Raw genomic sequence first — 13,848 nt, forward strand, 5'->3', positions numbered from 1 at the left:
TTTGTGTTCAGGCATCTCACTTGTTCAGGCACAGCCCTTTGGACCGGAACGACAAGCAGTAAGGAACCAAGACGGTGAGCGCACCTACCGCCCGACCCGGGCCCTCGGCCCGTCGGCCCGCGCCTTCGGCCTCGCAGCCGACTGCGCCTGTGGCCAGCACTCCGAATCGCCGCCAGGTCCCGCCCGAGCGGGTCACCGGCGCGCAGTCCGTCGTCCGCTCGCTCGAGGAGCTCGGCGTCGACACGGTTTTCGGTATTCCCGGTGGCGCGATTCTCCCCGTCTACGATCCGCTGTTCGATTCGGTCAAGGTTCGCCACGTGCTGGTCCGCCACGAGCAGGGCGGCGGCCACGCGGCCACCGGCTACGCCCAGGCAACCGGCAAGGTCGGTGTGTGTATGGCCACATCCGGTCCCGGCGCGACGAACCTGGTGACCCCGATCGCCGACGCGCAGATGGACTCGGTCCCGCTGGTCGCGATCACCGGCCAGGTCGGGCGCAGCCTGATCGGCACCGACGCCTTCCAGGAAGCCGACATCTCCGGCATCACCATGGCGTGCACCAAGCACAACTTCCTGGTGACCGACCCGATCGACATCCCGCGCATGCTGGCCGAGGCGTTCTACCTGGCCTCCTCCGGCCGCCCGGGCGCGGTCCTGGTCGACATCCCGAAGGACGTGCTGCAGGCGCAGACCACGTTCAGCTGGCCGCCGGAGATGCGCCTGCCCGGCTATCGTCCGGTGACCAAGCCGCACGGCAAGCAGGTGCGCGAAGCCGCCCGCATGATCATGGAGTCCAAGGCTCCGGTGCTCTACGTCGGCGGCGGCGTGATCAAGGCCGATGCGTCCGAGGAACTGCTCGAGCTCGCCGAGCTGACCGGCATCCCCGTCGTCACCACGCTGATGGCGCGCGGCGCGTTCCCCGACACCCACACCCTCAACATGGGCATGCCCGGCATGCACGGCACCGTGGGAGCCGTTGCGGCCCTGCAGAAGTCGGACCTGCTGATCACCCTGGGCGCGCGTTTCGACGACCGCGTCACCGGTCAGCTGGACTCCTTCGCGCCCAATGCCAAGGTCATCCACGCCGATATCGACCCCGCCGAGATCGGCAAGAACCGGCATGCGGACGTCCCGATCGTCGGCGACTGCCGCGAGGTCATCGCCGAGCTCATCGAGACCCTCAAGGCCGATCCGGCCGCCACCGGCAAAACCGCTCCGCTGCTGGAGATCTCGCAGTGGTGGACCTACCTCAGCGGCGTGCGCAGCTCGTACCCGCTGGGCTGGAAGACCCCGTCCGACGGTTCGCTGTCGCCGGAGTTCGTCATCGAGAAGCTGGGGCAGCTCGCCGGTCCCGATGCCATCTACTGCGCCGGCGTCGGCCAGCACCAGATGTGGGCCGCGCAGTTCATCAAGTACGAGAAGCCGCGTACCTGGCTGAACTCCGGTGGCCTTGGCACCATGGGCTACTCGGTGCCCGCCGCCATGGGCGCGAAGATGGGCATGCCGGATCGCGAGGTCTGGGCCATCGACGGTGACGGCTGCTTCCAGATGACCAATCAGGAACTGGCCACCTGTGCCGTCGAGGGCGTGCCGATCAAGGTCGCGCTGATCAACAACGGCAACCTCGGCATGGTCCGCCAGTGGCAGACCCTGTTCTACGAGAAGCGCTACTCGAACACCGATCTGGGTACACACACCCTGCGCATCCCGGACTTCGTGAAGCTCGCGGAAGCGTTGGGCTGCCACGGAATTCGCGTGGAGAAGGAAGAGGACGTGGAGGCCGCGATCCGCGAGGCGCAGTCGATCAACGACCGTCCCGTGGTGATCGACTTCATCGTCGGCAAGGACGCGCAGGTGTGGCCGATGGTCGCCGCCGGCACCTCCAACGACGAGATCATGGCCGCGCGCGGCATCCGCCCGCTGTTCGACGACGACGAGTCGGTCTCCGAGCCCGCCGTCATCCACGAGGCCATGTCGCACGAGCAGGCCACATTGACCGCGCACGAGCGCGCTGCCGATGCCGCCCAGAAGGGGACCGAGCAATGAGCACGACCCATACCCTTTCCGTGCTCGTGGAGGACAAGCCGGGCGTGCTCGCGCGCGTGGCCAGCCTGTTCTCCCGCCGCGGGTTCAATATCGAGTCCCTCGCGGTCGGTGGCACCGAGATCCCCGATATCTCGCGCATGACCATCGTCGTGACGGTCGAGGACCTGCCGCTCGAGCAGGTCACCAAGCAGCTCAACAAGCTGGTCAATGTCATCAAGATCGTCGAGCAGGACAACGACTCCTCCGTTGCCCGCGAGCTGATCCTGGTGAAGGTGCGCGCCGACGCCAGCGTCCGCACCCAGGTGATCGAAGCGGTGAATCTGTTCCGCGCCAAGGTGATCGACGTGTCACCCGATGCGCTGACGATCGAGGCGACCGGAACCCGGTCCAAGCTCGACGCGCTGCTTCGCATGATGGAGCCGTACGGCATCCGCGAGATCGTGCAGTCCGGTGTCGTCGCGGTGGGCCGCGGGCCCAAGTCGATTACGGCCACACGCTAGGGTTATCGCCGATCGAAAGGTCGGCGGCCACCTTCCCGCGTATGCGGGGCCCCGGTTCGCGTTGAACCGATACACACATTTGAATTCATGAAAGTTCCCCGTTCGGCGGGGATGAGCCCATCCAGAAGGGAACCCCAAAGTGGCAGTCGAGATGTTCTATGACGACGACGCTGACCTGTCGATCATCCAGGGCCGCAAGGTCGCTGTCATCGGCTACGGCAGCCAGGGCCACGCCCACTCGCTGAGCCTGCGCGACTCGGGCGTCGAGGTCCGCGTCGGCCTGACCGAGGGCTCCAAGTCCCGCCCGAAGGCCGAAGAGGCCGGTCTGACCGTCGGCACCCCCGCCGAGGTCTCCGAGTGGGCCGACGTGATCATGGTCCTCGCGCCCGACACCGCGCAGGCCTCGATCTTCACCAATGACATCGAGCCCAACCTGAAGGACGGCGACGCGCTGTTCTTCGGCCACGGCCTGAACATCCACTTCGGTCTGATCAAGGCTCCGGCCAACGTCACCGTCGCCATGGTCGCCCCGAAGGGCCCCGGTCACCTGGTGCGTCGTCAGTACGTCGACGGCAAGGGCGTTCCCGCGCTCATCGCCGTGGACCAGGACCCGAAGGGCGAGGGCCAGGCCCTGGCGCTGTCCTACGCCAAGGCCATCGGTGGTGCCCGCGCCGGCGTCATCAAGACCACCTTCAAGGAAGAGACCGAGACCGACCTGTTCGGTGAGCAGGCCGTTCTTTGTGGTGGCACCGAAGAGCTCGTCAAGACCGGCTTCGAGGTCATGGTCGAGGCCGGCTACGCGCCCGAGATGGCGTACTTCGAGGTCCTGCACGAGCTCAAGCTGATCGTCGACCTCATGTACGAGGGTGGCATCGCCCGCATGAACTACTCGGTCTCGGACACCGCCGAGTTCGGTGGCTACCTGTCCGGCCCGCGCGTCATCGACGCCGGCACCAAGGAGCGCATGAAGGCGATCCTGTCCGACATCCAGGACGGCACCTTCGTCAAGCGCCTCGTGGCCAACGTCGAGAACGGCAACACCGAGCTCGAGGGCCTGCGCAAGGCCAACGCCGAGCACCCCATCGAGGTCACCGGCGCCAAGCTGCGTGGTCTGATGAGCTGGGTCGATCGCCCGATCACCGAAACCGCGTAAGGTTTCCAGCTTTTCGAAGGGCCCGTTCGCTGATGCGAACGGGCCCTTCGGCATTCATCAGTAACAGGCCATCGGGATCAGGATGCGATCGGGGTCCTCGGTGAGAAGGTCACGGGCAGCGTGCCATTCGGAGACCCTGGGGAAGAAGTTGGGGCTGACCTGATGCAGGCGGCCGTCCGGGGTGAGCACGGCCGAGGGGATGGGGAACAGGCGGTTGTCGAAGTCCACGTCGCCGACGCGGCGAGTCTCGTCCGAGGCCCCCTCCACGGGGTGATGGGCGGGCAGATCGCCGAGCCGGGAGCGCCACAGCACACCGGTCTCGTCGTGCCAGCCGATGCGGAAGCCGTCGTAGGGTCTGGGATCGTCCGGTCGGGAATCGTCGCGGGTCTCGCGGTCGTCCCGCAGGTAGGGCGTCATTGCCGTCTCCGCGAAGCGGACCGGGTCGGGGTGATTGGGCGGTGCCAGCACCAGTGCCAGACAGTACATTTCGCGCAGAGTATGCGCTGGTGAGGACGTGCGTGCCGTAATCAGTGGTTTGTCCCGAATCCCGGGCGGGTCGCGGTCAGGAGCTGCCGAACGCCCCGCGCGGAAGAGCCTGCTGATACCAGGACCGGTTCGGGTCATGCGACCGGTTGCGGTCGTTCCGGTCGCAATCGTCGTCGCGGCGATCGTGCCGGTTGTTGTTCCAGGGGTCGCGGGAGTTGTTGTCGTTCCACGGGTCTCGGTCATTGTGGTGGGGCCGGGCCACTTCGGAAACACCGGGCTCGAGGGTGATGTCGGCGGTGGCCGGGATGGTGACCGCGCCGAGCGGAATCAGGACGAGGGCACCGGCCACGGCGATGCGGGCGGTTCTTCTGATCGACTGCATAGTTCTCGACTGTGCCGCAGATGCCGCGCGAAAGACCATGGTATGAGCATTCTTCCGGGAAATTTCAGGGTGAGGTAGTCCTCAGGGATGAGCGGCGCTCAGGGGCGGAGCCGCGGTGGCGCGGAGCAGCGCTACTCCGATGAACAGCAGCCAGATCATGGTGAATCCGCCGAGGGTCGCCGTGGTTCCCCAGCCGTTGGCGGCGTAGAAGTTCGCAGGGGTGTTGCCGAAGTACAGGGACGGGACGAACGCGAGATTGATTGCGGCCAGGGCGTACGCCGATCGCGAGGCCCACCGGGGGAGCAGTGCGGTGCGGCCGATCGCGACACCGAAGGCCGCGAAGAACAACGCCTCGAGGAGCCGGGAAACGGTGCCGTAGAGGATGTAGGTGCCCGAGACGGTGATGGTCGGGTCGATGTCGGTGGGGGACTGGATCACCGCGCCCACCTCCAGGGCGGTGGAGACGAAAACGACTGTCAGCCACATCGATCCGGCGGTGGTGGCGAGCGATCCGACCCACTCGTACGCGGGGCCGATGCGTTTGATCAGGTGGTTCAGGCTGGTCATGAAGACGATCAGCGCGGTCGTGCCGAGCAGGCCGAAGAGGCTGCGGGTGAGGATGTTGCCGTCCGGGGGTGGGCCGGAGTAGACGAAGTACAGGGGTAGTTCGATCAGGAGGAAGGCCGCGCCGATCAGTGCGGAGGCTCCGGAGATTCGCTGTATTGCGTTGTTGTCCATGGGATCTCGGTTCTGGTGAAGTGGATGTGTGCGGCTTCGGGCAGTGGGTGGTGTGGCCCTGCCTGTGGTCGGTGGCAGTTGGCTGGCGGTGCTGTGGGTGGGGCTGGTGCGGCGGGCGCGCGCGGAGGGGGTGCCACCGCGACCGGTTGGCCTCGCCGAAGGGGCGTGTCCCCGCGTGCGGTCTCGGTTAGGCCCAGGTGCCCGTCTCCTCGCGGGCCGCCCGTTTCAGGGGTGCCGTGTCGGTGGGCGGGGGCTCGCCCGTGGATGCGGATCCCAGCTCGGGTGTGGGTGTTCGGTGGTGTCAGGTCCGGTATGGCCGAGGTGAGTCCCGCCGCACCATAAGTATATGACTTATACTATAAGGAGTATGTTAACTTCGTTGTCAAGAGCAGACCGGAGGTAACGCGCAGGAATGGCCGACGAGAACATCTCCGATGAGCTCGCCAGACTGTGGCGACTGCGAGCGGGTGCGCGGCTGGGCCGTCCCGCCGGGCTGGACGTCGATCGCGTCGTGCGCACGGCGATCGATCTGGCCGACCTCGGCGGCTTGCCCGCGGTGACGCTGCCGAAAATCGCTGCGGCCCTCGGCGTCACGCCGATGTCGCTGTATCGGCACATCGGGTCCAAAGACGAGCTGAACGTACTGATGGCCGATCTGGCGCTGGGACCGTTCCCCGACATCCCCGGTGTCGTCCCCGGCGACTGGCGACCTGCTTTAAGTCACTGGGCGCGTGCGCAACTCGCCGTTCACCGGCGGCATCCGTGGCTCGCGCAGCTCCCGATCGTCGGTCCGCCGCGCGGCCCGCACGCGATCGCGTGGATGGACGTGGGACTTCGCACGCTGCGCGAGACCGCGCTGGACTGGCCCGCGAAGATCGGCGTGATCACCGTGGTGGGCGGCTACGTTCGCCAGGCTTTCCTCACTGGTCGCCAACTCGAAGTACACCGTGGCGCAGCGGATCTCAACGAATCGCAAGCCCTGCGCGGCTATCAGCGAGAGCTGTCCGCGGTGGTGGACGAGACCCGATTCCCCGACGTGGCAGCACTATTGGCCTCGGGCCTGTTCGAGTCGATCCCCGACACCGCCGAGCCGGGCGACGAGGACTTCGACTTCGGCCTGGACCTGATTCTCGACGGGGTTGCCGGGGTCATCGCCGGTTGACTCTCGCACGCCAACGGCCCGCCGGGCATCCGGCGGGCCGTGTGGTGAATGTCTTTCAGGCGCAAGCTAACCGGCGCCAGTGTGTGTGACTACTGGTGGGTGCCGCCGTCGATGCGGATCTCGGTGCCGGTGATGAACGCACCATCGTCGGAGGCGAGCATGGCCACGACGCCGGCGACCGTGTCGGGTGAGGCGAAGCCCTGGCCGAGGATCGGCATCAGCTTGGTGAACAGGGTGAAGTCGGCGTCGGCGGGCAGGCCCGGGCCCTTGCCGTCGGTCATATCGCTGGAGATCGAGCCCGGCGCGACCGCGACCACGCGCAGCCCCTGCTTGCCGTACTCCGCGGCCAGCGCGTGGGTCATCGACATGATGCCGCCCTTGGACGCGGCGTACGCGGTCATATACGGGTGGGCGAAGAACGCCGACGTCGAGGTGAAGTTCACGATCACGCCCTTGCCCGACTCCAGCAGCGCGGGAAGCGATTCGCGGATCATCAGGAACGTACCGGTCAGGTTGACCGTGATGATGGTGTTGAAATCGGCCAGCGGCATCTCGTGGGTGTGCGCCGAACGCAGAATTCCCGCGGCATTGACCAGCGCGTCCAGCCCGCCGAGGGTCTCCACCGCGGAGGCGACTCCCGCCTTGACCGAATCCTCGTCGCCGATATTGATCGCGACGGTGCTGAGCCGGTCGCCATTCCCGTTCGCGGCGGCCTGCTTGGCGGTCTCGGCCAGCCCGTCCTGGTTGATATCGGCAGCGACCACGCGCCCGCCCTCACCCAGGATGCGGTGCACGGTGGCCCGTCCGATCCCGGATCCCGCGCCCGTGATCAGTACTCGGCGATCGGTGAAACGCTCCATTGCGACATCTCCTTGTTCCAGCTGTGCCAGGCTCTCGGGGTTCGACCTGGCCTTTTCGGGGTCCTGCCCCACTACTCGACACGTTACGCCTCAATGGCACGTCATGCCATAGTGGCATCCCGTCGACTAGGATTGCCGATAGACATCCCCTGACCCGGAGGTAGTGGAGTGCCCGCACCGCGCACCGAACCCGCAGCGCGCCGCCCCACCCTGGCCGAACGCCGCAAGTCCGAAACGCGCCTGGACATCGCCCGCGCCGCCGCGCGCCTGTTCGCCGAACACGGCACGGCCGACGTGACCGCCGACCAGATCGCCGCCGAGGTCGGCATCGGACTGCGTACCTTCTACCGCTACGCCCGCACGAAGGAAGACGCGGTCGAGCCGATGCTCGCCACCGGCGCGGAACGCTGGTTCGGGGCGATCGCGGCCGGATCGGGCGGCCTGCCCACCCTCGCGGACCTCGAAGCCGCCGCCGTCCGCTCCCTGACCATCGACGGCGGCGAGGACTTCGAGCTCACCCGGGGCCTGCTGCGCGCGATGGACACCGACCCCGCCCTGCGCGCGGTCTGGCATCGCATCAACATGGAGGGCGAACGCGAATTGCGAAGGGTACTGGCCGAATTGGGCGGACCCGATGCGGATCCGCTACATCTGCGTCTGCTGGCAGCCGCTGCCGCCGGTTCCATCCGAATCGCCCTGGAGCAGTGGGCGGCCGATGGGGGACAGGATCCGGCGAGCCTGGTGGTGCGCTGCATGCGGGTTCTCGGCGCGGGACTCTGAGCGGCCGCTGTCCGCGGAACGCTGCTGGATGCCGTCGGCGTTTTGCCCGCGATGTCCGGCATGTCCGGCGATACAGTGGCAATCGGTCGCGCGCAGCGACTTCTCGGCTACCCATTCGCATGGACACCGGAGGATCGCTTGCGTCGCATCTGGAGTCGTCTCGGCCTATCTTTGGCAGCAACCACCGCGATGCTCGTCTCGGGAGGAACCGCCGCCGCCGAACCCGACCAGCTCCCCGTTGTTTACTCAGTGGCGCAATGGTTCTCGGACACCAACGCCGCGAAGCCGCCCTACACCCCACCCGGCGGAAACGACTGGTCCTGCGTCCCCACCGCCGCGCACCCCCGCCCCGTGGTCCTGGTCCACGGCATCACCGGCAACGGCGCGGGCTGGCCCGCGATGTCCCCGCTCCTGCACAACAACGGCTACTGCGTCTTCTCGGTCACCTACGGCATCTACCCCGGCCAGGCGGGCCCCATCGCAGGCATGGGCGGCCTCGAGCCGATCCCGCAGTCCAGCACCGAATTACGCGACTTCGTCAACCGGGTCCTGGCCACCACCGGCGCCCCGAAGGTAGACCTGCTGACCTGGTCCGAAGGCACCCTGGTAGCCGCCAACTACCTCCTCTTCGACGGCGGCAACCAGGTGGTCGACCAAACGTTCAACCTGGTCCCCATCTGGCAGGGCACCCACGTCGCGGACCCCCTCGTCAACGCCGCCTACGGCCTCAACGCCCAGAACGCCGTCTTCGCCGCCCTCCGCCCGATCTGCCAGGGCTGCGTCGACATGCTCCCGGTCTCCGACTTCATCCACAACCTCCAAGCCGCCGGCGTCTACGCCCCGGACGTGCACTACACCAACCTGGTCACCAAGGCCGACATGGAAGTCGTCCCGTACACCAGCGGCATCCGAGAAGCCCCCAACGCCACCAACATCACCCTCCAGGACGTCTGTCCGGTGAACCTGGCGGGGCACAACAGCGTCTCGGTGGACCCGACCGTGGCAGCGCTGATGCTCAACACCTTCACCCCCGGCTCGGTCCCCAAGATCCCCTGCGCCCCGAGCCCGAGCCCGTACATCTGATCACCGAGTCCTACTGACCGGTACGCACATTCGCGCTTCCTGTCCGCTTCGACAGCTGGCGTAACAACCTCCGATGGCGTACGTATTGTTCACTGAGTTCCGCACTGCTCGGAACGGGGTCGGCAATTACGTGGCATCGGGGTGGACATGGCGGACGAGTGGAAGTTCGATGTACCGACAGTCGGCAGCAAGCAACTCCCGCCGGATCCGCGATACATGGAGGCGCTCACCAGCCAGGGCTACGGATTCGAAGCCGCCGTAGCCGACCTGGTCGACAACTCCATCGACGCGGGCGCCAACGACGTGGTGATTCATTTCCTGCGTGACGGCGACCGCCTGGTCAGCCTCCTCATCGTCGACGACGGCTGCGGCATGACCGAGGACGAGCTCGACGTCGCCATGACCGTCGGCGGTCGCCGCGACTACCAGCACGGCGCGCTCGGCATGTTCGGCACCGGCCTGAAATCGGCGTCGCTCAGCAGCGCGTCGGCCGTCGCGGTGGTCAGTCGCACCAAGACCAGTCGCCCGGCCGGACGACGCTGGGTGATGGAGCACGCGAAAGACGGATTCCACTGCGACATAGTCGAACCGGCGTACGCCCAATCCCTTATCGACCGCTACTCCGGCGGCAGCCCGATCAAATGGAACGGCACCGTCGTGCGCTGGGACGGCGTGAAGGACTTCCCGCGCAACGGAAGTCTGGAGCAGACCGAACGCTACATCGCTCGGATCATCGCCAAACTCGGCATGCACCTGGGCCTGCAACTGCACCGATTCCTCACCCGTGAGGACTTCAACATCACCATCGCGGTCGAGGACATCACCACCGGCATGGTGGTGACCAGCTACGGCGTCATGCCGCTCGACCCGTTCGGCTACCCGATCACCGGAAATCAGGACTATCCGAAGACCTTCAAGGTGGAGAACGCCGAGGTCGGTGTGGTGTCGATGACCGCCCACATCTGGCCGCCCAAATCTTCGATCGCCGAATTCCGCGGCATCGGTTCGCTCATCGAAACCCAGGGCTTCTACCTCTACCGCAACGACCGCCTCGTCCAGGCGGGCGGCTGGAACAACTTCCGCCAACCCGAACAGCACCTGGCCCTGGCCCGGGTCGCGGTCGAGCTGCCGTCCACCTCCAGCGATGTGTTCCGCCTGACTGTGAAGAAGGACGGCGTGGAAATCTCGCCGGAGTTCATTGCGGCACTGGAGAACGCGGCAGACGACAGCGGCGCGTTCTTCGCAACCTACGTCGCAGACGCGGACACCACCTACCGTGATGCGCGCAAACGCGCAGGCGTAGAACGCAAGCCGGTGATCCCGCCGGGAAAAGGCCTGGACCCCAGCATCCGAGAGGTGATCTCGGAAGAACTCCCGCCCCTGATCGGCGAGGAACCGATCGTCATCAAATGGCAGGCCCTGGAGGGCGATGCCTTCTTCGAACTCGACCGTGAGGACCGCCAGATCCTCCTGAACCAGCGCTACCGCCCCGGCATCCTCGGCGGCCGCCGAGGTGGCCTCAACGACGCCCCGATGATCAAGTCGATGCTGTATCTGATGGTGCACGAGGTCTTCCAACGCGAACGAATCGGTCCACGCGACAAGGACAATCTGCAAATGTGGCAATCAGTACTGGTGGCAGCTGCACGCGCGGAGATGGATCGCTTGAGCGACCGGGACGGTGAATGACGATGACATTGCACATCCCGGACGCGGCGCCGCGAATCGCCTTGCACACATCGGTTCTCAATGATCTGTCCCGCAACAAACCCAAGCGCCTCGAACGCGCGTTGGAGTATCACGCCGAGGACATCCCCGGCGCAGCGCCGTACGCCTCCGAAGCAGACTTCCAACAGGCGTTGCGTGCCGCAGACGCCGGTGATCAACTCGTGGATCTGTGGCGAAAGCAGTTGCGGGTCTGGGATTTCGCCCCCAGACCGCAATGGTCGACCGCCGAGCCCTGCACCGACCTCCGCCGCGCCGATGTATACGCACAACTGGTGCTCGACGGGCAAACAGCGAAGCTGCTCGACGCCGCGGTACCGGTGATCAAAGTGCCGCTGCCCGTGGTAATCAGCAAGGAATTCGTGCCCTGGCACGACACCCATCAGGGTCGGTCCTGGTACTGGCCGATGTACAGCGAGCTGCTGAGTCGCCGCGGGTGGACCGACCATGCGATCACGACCCTCGATATGGCGACCGAAAGTGTGGTGGAACGACTCTCGGATCCAACTCGGCCGGAGGCGTACCAGTCCAAGGGATTGGTCGTCGGTTATGTGCAGTCCGGCAAGACCGCGAATTTCACCGGCGTCATCGCGCGCGCAATCGATGCGGGCTACCGGCTCGTCATTGTCCTGGGTGGCACTCTGAACCTGCTGCGTGATCAGACCCAGCGCCGACTCGACATGGAATTGGTCGGCCGGGAGAACGTGCTGCGCGGCGCCAGCGAATTCGAATCCGACTATGCCGACGATCCCGAGTGGATCCAGCGCAAGTTCGTCGAATTCGGCACTGTCCCTTCTGCTCTGGGTGGGTTCGACATCCACCGCCTGACCACCCGGTACGACGACTACAAAAGCCTGCTGCAAGGCATCGTCGCGCTGGAGTTCGAGAAGCAGGAACCTGCGCTTCCGCTCTACGACCCTGTGAACCTGCATCGCGCCGCAGCCCGATTGATGGTGGTGAAGAAGAACAAGTCGGTACTCACGAAACTGGTGAAGGACCTCAACAAGATCCGCACCCCGCTCGACGAGATCCCGGTCCTGATCATCGACGACGAATCCGATGAAGCCTCGGTCAACACCTCGCGGCCCAAGCCTGACGTCGAACGTACTGCGATCAATCAGAAGATTTCCCAACTCCTGACCATGCTGCCCCGCGCCCAGTACGTCGGTTACACCGCAACTCCCTACGCGAACGTCTTCATCGACCCCAGCGACAGCGCCGACATCTTCCCCAAGGACTTCATCATCTCCCTCGCCCGTCCCGAGGGATACATGGGCGCCAGCGACTTCCACGACTTCGACCTCGACGACACAGATGACGACCGCAACGTAGCCAACTCCAACGAGCTGGCTCACGTGCGCGACGTCGTAGTCACCGACGAAGACGACACCGAACCGCTCGAACGTGCCATCGACATGTTCGTCCTGGCAGGCGCAATGAAGCTTTACCGTCAAGACCGAGACAGACTGGGTGACAGCTACTTCCGCCACCACACCATGCTCATTCACGAGTCCAACTGGGTCGAGTCCCACCGAGAGCTGCTCGGTCGCATTACCAAGATCTGGTGGGAAGCAGCCTATTCCAGCGCCCGCGGCCACGACCGACTCCGCACCCTCTTCGATACCGACGTAGCCCCGGTCTCGGCCGTTCGCTCCGCCGGCTACACCACCCCCACCACCTACGACGACCTGATGCCCTACGTCGGCCCCACCGTTCAGAACATCAGCGCGGATCAGAAACCCATCATCGTGGTGAACGGAGACGCTGAACTAGCCACCGGCGACGCCGATTTCGACCGCCGTTCCATTTGGAAGATCCTCATCGGCGGCCAGAAGTTGTCCCGCGGATTCACCGTCGAAGGCCTTACGGTGTCCTACTTCCGCCGCCGCTCCGCCAACGCCTCGGCTCTGATGCAGATGGGCCGCTGGTTCGGCTTCCGCAAGGGGTATCGGGACCTGGTGCGGCTGTATATCGGGCGGGAAGAGGTGCAGGGCAAGCAGGACATCGACCTGTACAAGGCGTTCGAGGCGGTATGTATGGACGAGGAAAGCTTCCGCAGCGAACTCGAGCAGTACGCGGTGATGGTCGACGGAATGCCACAGGTGACCCCGGCTCAGGTGCCTCCTTTGGTATCCCAGCACCTCCCGACTCTGCGACCCACCAGCCCCAACAAGATGTACAACGCCCAACTCGTGGAGATCCGTTCACCTGGCAGCTGGCGCGAGCCGTTCGCCTACCCCATCAAGGCCGCGGATATGCGCCACAACACTGAACTCTGGTCCCCGGTCTTCGACCGATTGACTACTACGACAACCGATTTCGCCTACCATCTCCACAACAAGCCCGTTCATCGATTCTCCGCTCTGACGGGCTGTTTCGGCGCATCCGAACTGATCGACATCATCGACCGGATGCGCTGGCTCACCCCCGGCCAATTTGCCCCACATGCCGAATATCTCGCCGCGATAAGCCGAGGCCCCTCCCGTCAGGTGGATGACTGGATAATCCTCGCCCCGCAGGCCGACCGCTTACGAAAGGACATCTCCCTGGGTCAGAACGGCCGCATCTTCACCCGCTGGGAACGAGTCCGCCGCCGCGACCCCCTCTTCGGTGCCATCTCCACCAGTCGTCACCGCAGCATCGCTCGCCGAATAGCAGGCGCACTTCCCAACTCCCGAGACGCCAACACTGAATCTCTCGTGGCCCCCCGCCGCGGCGTAGTAATGCTCTACCCCGTAGTAGAACCTCGCTTCAACCCCGACGTAACCTCGGAAGGTCGCGTCGACCCAGCAAAAGTGGTTGTCGGCTTCGGCTTCGTAGCTCCAGCCTCTGCCACCGGCCCCGACGACAAGATCGTCCGCTTCACCACTATCGATTCAAGCGATGCTGCCATTGTGGACATCGCGAACGATTGACGATGAGTGGGTGGCCAGG

The 13,848-nt window shown here is 65.5% G+C and carries 12 protein-coding genes; 8 read left to right on the forward strand and 4 right to left on the reverse strand.

Annotation, left to right across the window (positions count from 1 at the left end; all coding sequences use genetic code 11):
• Positions 1–74 precede the first annotated feature (74 nt).
• From NJ1_RS13240 to ilvC, 3 genes are all read left to right on the forward strand, one after another.
• On the forward strand, positions 75–2,045 hold the full coding sequence (locus tag NJ1_RS13240; RefSeq protein ID WP_067692567.1) for an acetolactate synthase large subunit: 1,971 nt from the start codon (positions 75–77) through the stop codon (positions 2,043–2,045).
• The gene (ilvN, locus tag NJ1_RS13245; RefSeq protein WP_067692570.1) at positions 2,042–2,545 is read left to right on the forward strand and encodes an acetolactate synthase small subunit; all 504 of its coding nucleotides are present in this window, start codon (positions 2,042–2,044) and stop codon (positions 2,543–2,545) included. Before NJ1_RS13240 ends, ilvN begins: the two co-directional genes overlap by 4 nt.
• 151 nt (positions 2,546–2,696) lie before the next feature.
• Positions 2,697–3,698: a ketol-acid reductoisomerase gene (gene ilvC / locus NJ1_RS13250; protein ID WP_174557079.1), complete on the forward strand. Its 1,002-nt coding sequence runs from the start codon at positions 2,697–2,699 to the stop codon at positions 3,696–3,698.
• A gap of 57 nt (positions 3,699–3,755) precedes the next feature.
• Here the strand turns inward: ilvC and NJ1_RS13255 are convergent, their stop codons facing one another.
• From NJ1_RS13255 to NJ1_RS13265, 3 genes are all read right to left on the reverse strand, one after another.
• The gene (locus NJ1_RS13255; RefSeq protein ID WP_067692576.1) at positions 3,756–4,184 is read right to left on the reverse strand and encodes a hypothetical protein; all 429 of its coding nucleotides are present in this window, start codon (positions 4,182–4,184) and stop codon (positions 3,756–3,758) included.
• Positions 4,185–4,260: 76 nt separating this feature from the next.
• The gene (locus NJ1_RS13260) at positions 4,261–4,566 is read right to left on the reverse strand and encodes a hypothetical protein (RefSeq protein WP_067692579.1); all 306 of its coding nucleotides are present in this window, start codon (positions 4,564–4,566) and stop codon (positions 4,261–4,263) included.
• A gap of 81 nt (positions 4,567–4,647) precedes the next feature.
• A complete protein-coding gene (locus NJ1_RS13265) occupies positions 4,648–5,304 on the reverse strand; it encodes a hypothetical protein (RefSeq protein ID WP_067692582.1) in 657 nt (218 codons plus the stop codon).
• A gap of 412 nt (positions 5,305–5,716) precedes the next feature.
• Between NJ1_RS13265 and NJ1_RS13270 the strand changes: the two genes are divergently transcribed.
• On the forward strand, positions 5,717–6,466 hold the full coding sequence (locus tag NJ1_RS13270) for a TetR/AcrR family transcriptional regulator (RefSeq protein ID WP_067692585.1): 750 nt from the start codon (positions 5,717–5,719) through the stop codon (positions 6,464–6,466).
• An 89-nt stretch (positions 6,467–6,555) separates the two neighbouring features.
• Here the strand turns inward: NJ1_RS13270 and NJ1_RS13275 are convergent, their stop codons facing one another.
• Positions 6,556–7,326 (reverse strand): SDR family NAD(P)-dependent oxidoreductase, encoded by a 771-nt coding sequence (locus NJ1_RS13275; protein ID WP_067692588.1) that lies wholly within the window; start codon positions 7,324–7,326, stop codon positions 6,556–6,558.
• Between the two features lie 168 nt (positions 7,327–7,494).
• On the opposite strand from NJ1_RS13275, the gene NJ1_RS13280 reads away from it, so the two are divergent.
• The 4 genes from NJ1_RS13280 to NJ1_RS13295 all read left to right on the forward strand — a co-directional run bounded on the left by NJ1_RS13280 (position 7,495) and on the right by NJ1_RS13295 (position 13,829).
• Complete coding sequence (locus NJ1_RS13280) at positions 7,495–8,106, forward strand: TetR/AcrR family transcriptional regulator (protein ID WP_067692591.1); 612 nt, start codon at positions 7,495–7,497, stop codon at positions 8,104–8,106.
• A 189-nt stretch (positions 8,107–8,295) separates the two neighbouring features.
• On the forward strand, positions 8,296–9,189 hold the full coding sequence (locus NJ1_RS13285; RefSeq protein ID WP_067692594.1) for a lipase family alpha/beta hydrolase: 894 nt from the start codon (positions 8,296–8,298) through the stop codon (positions 9,187–9,189).
• Between the two features lie 147 nt (positions 9,190–9,336).
• Positions 9,337–10,878 (forward strand): ATP-binding protein, encoded by a 1,542-nt coding sequence (locus tag NJ1_RS13290; protein ID WP_067692986.1) that lies wholly within the window; start codon positions 9,337–9,339, stop codon positions 10,876–10,878.
• Entirely contained in the window at positions 10,875–13,829 is a 2,955-nt protein-coding gene (locus NJ1_RS13295) for a Z1 domain-containing protein (RefSeq protein ID WP_245717366.1), read from the forward strand. The genes NJ1_RS13290 and NJ1_RS13295 overlap by 4 nt, the downstream gene beginning before the upstream one ends.
• The last annotated feature ends 19 nt before the right edge of the window (positions 13,830–13,848 follow it).

This window comes from Nocardia jejuensis NBRC 103114, from assembly GCF_001613145.1.
GTDB classification, from domain to species: Bacteria; Actinomycetota; Actinomycetes; order Mycobacteriales; family Mycobacteriaceae; genus Nocardia; species Nocardia jejuensis.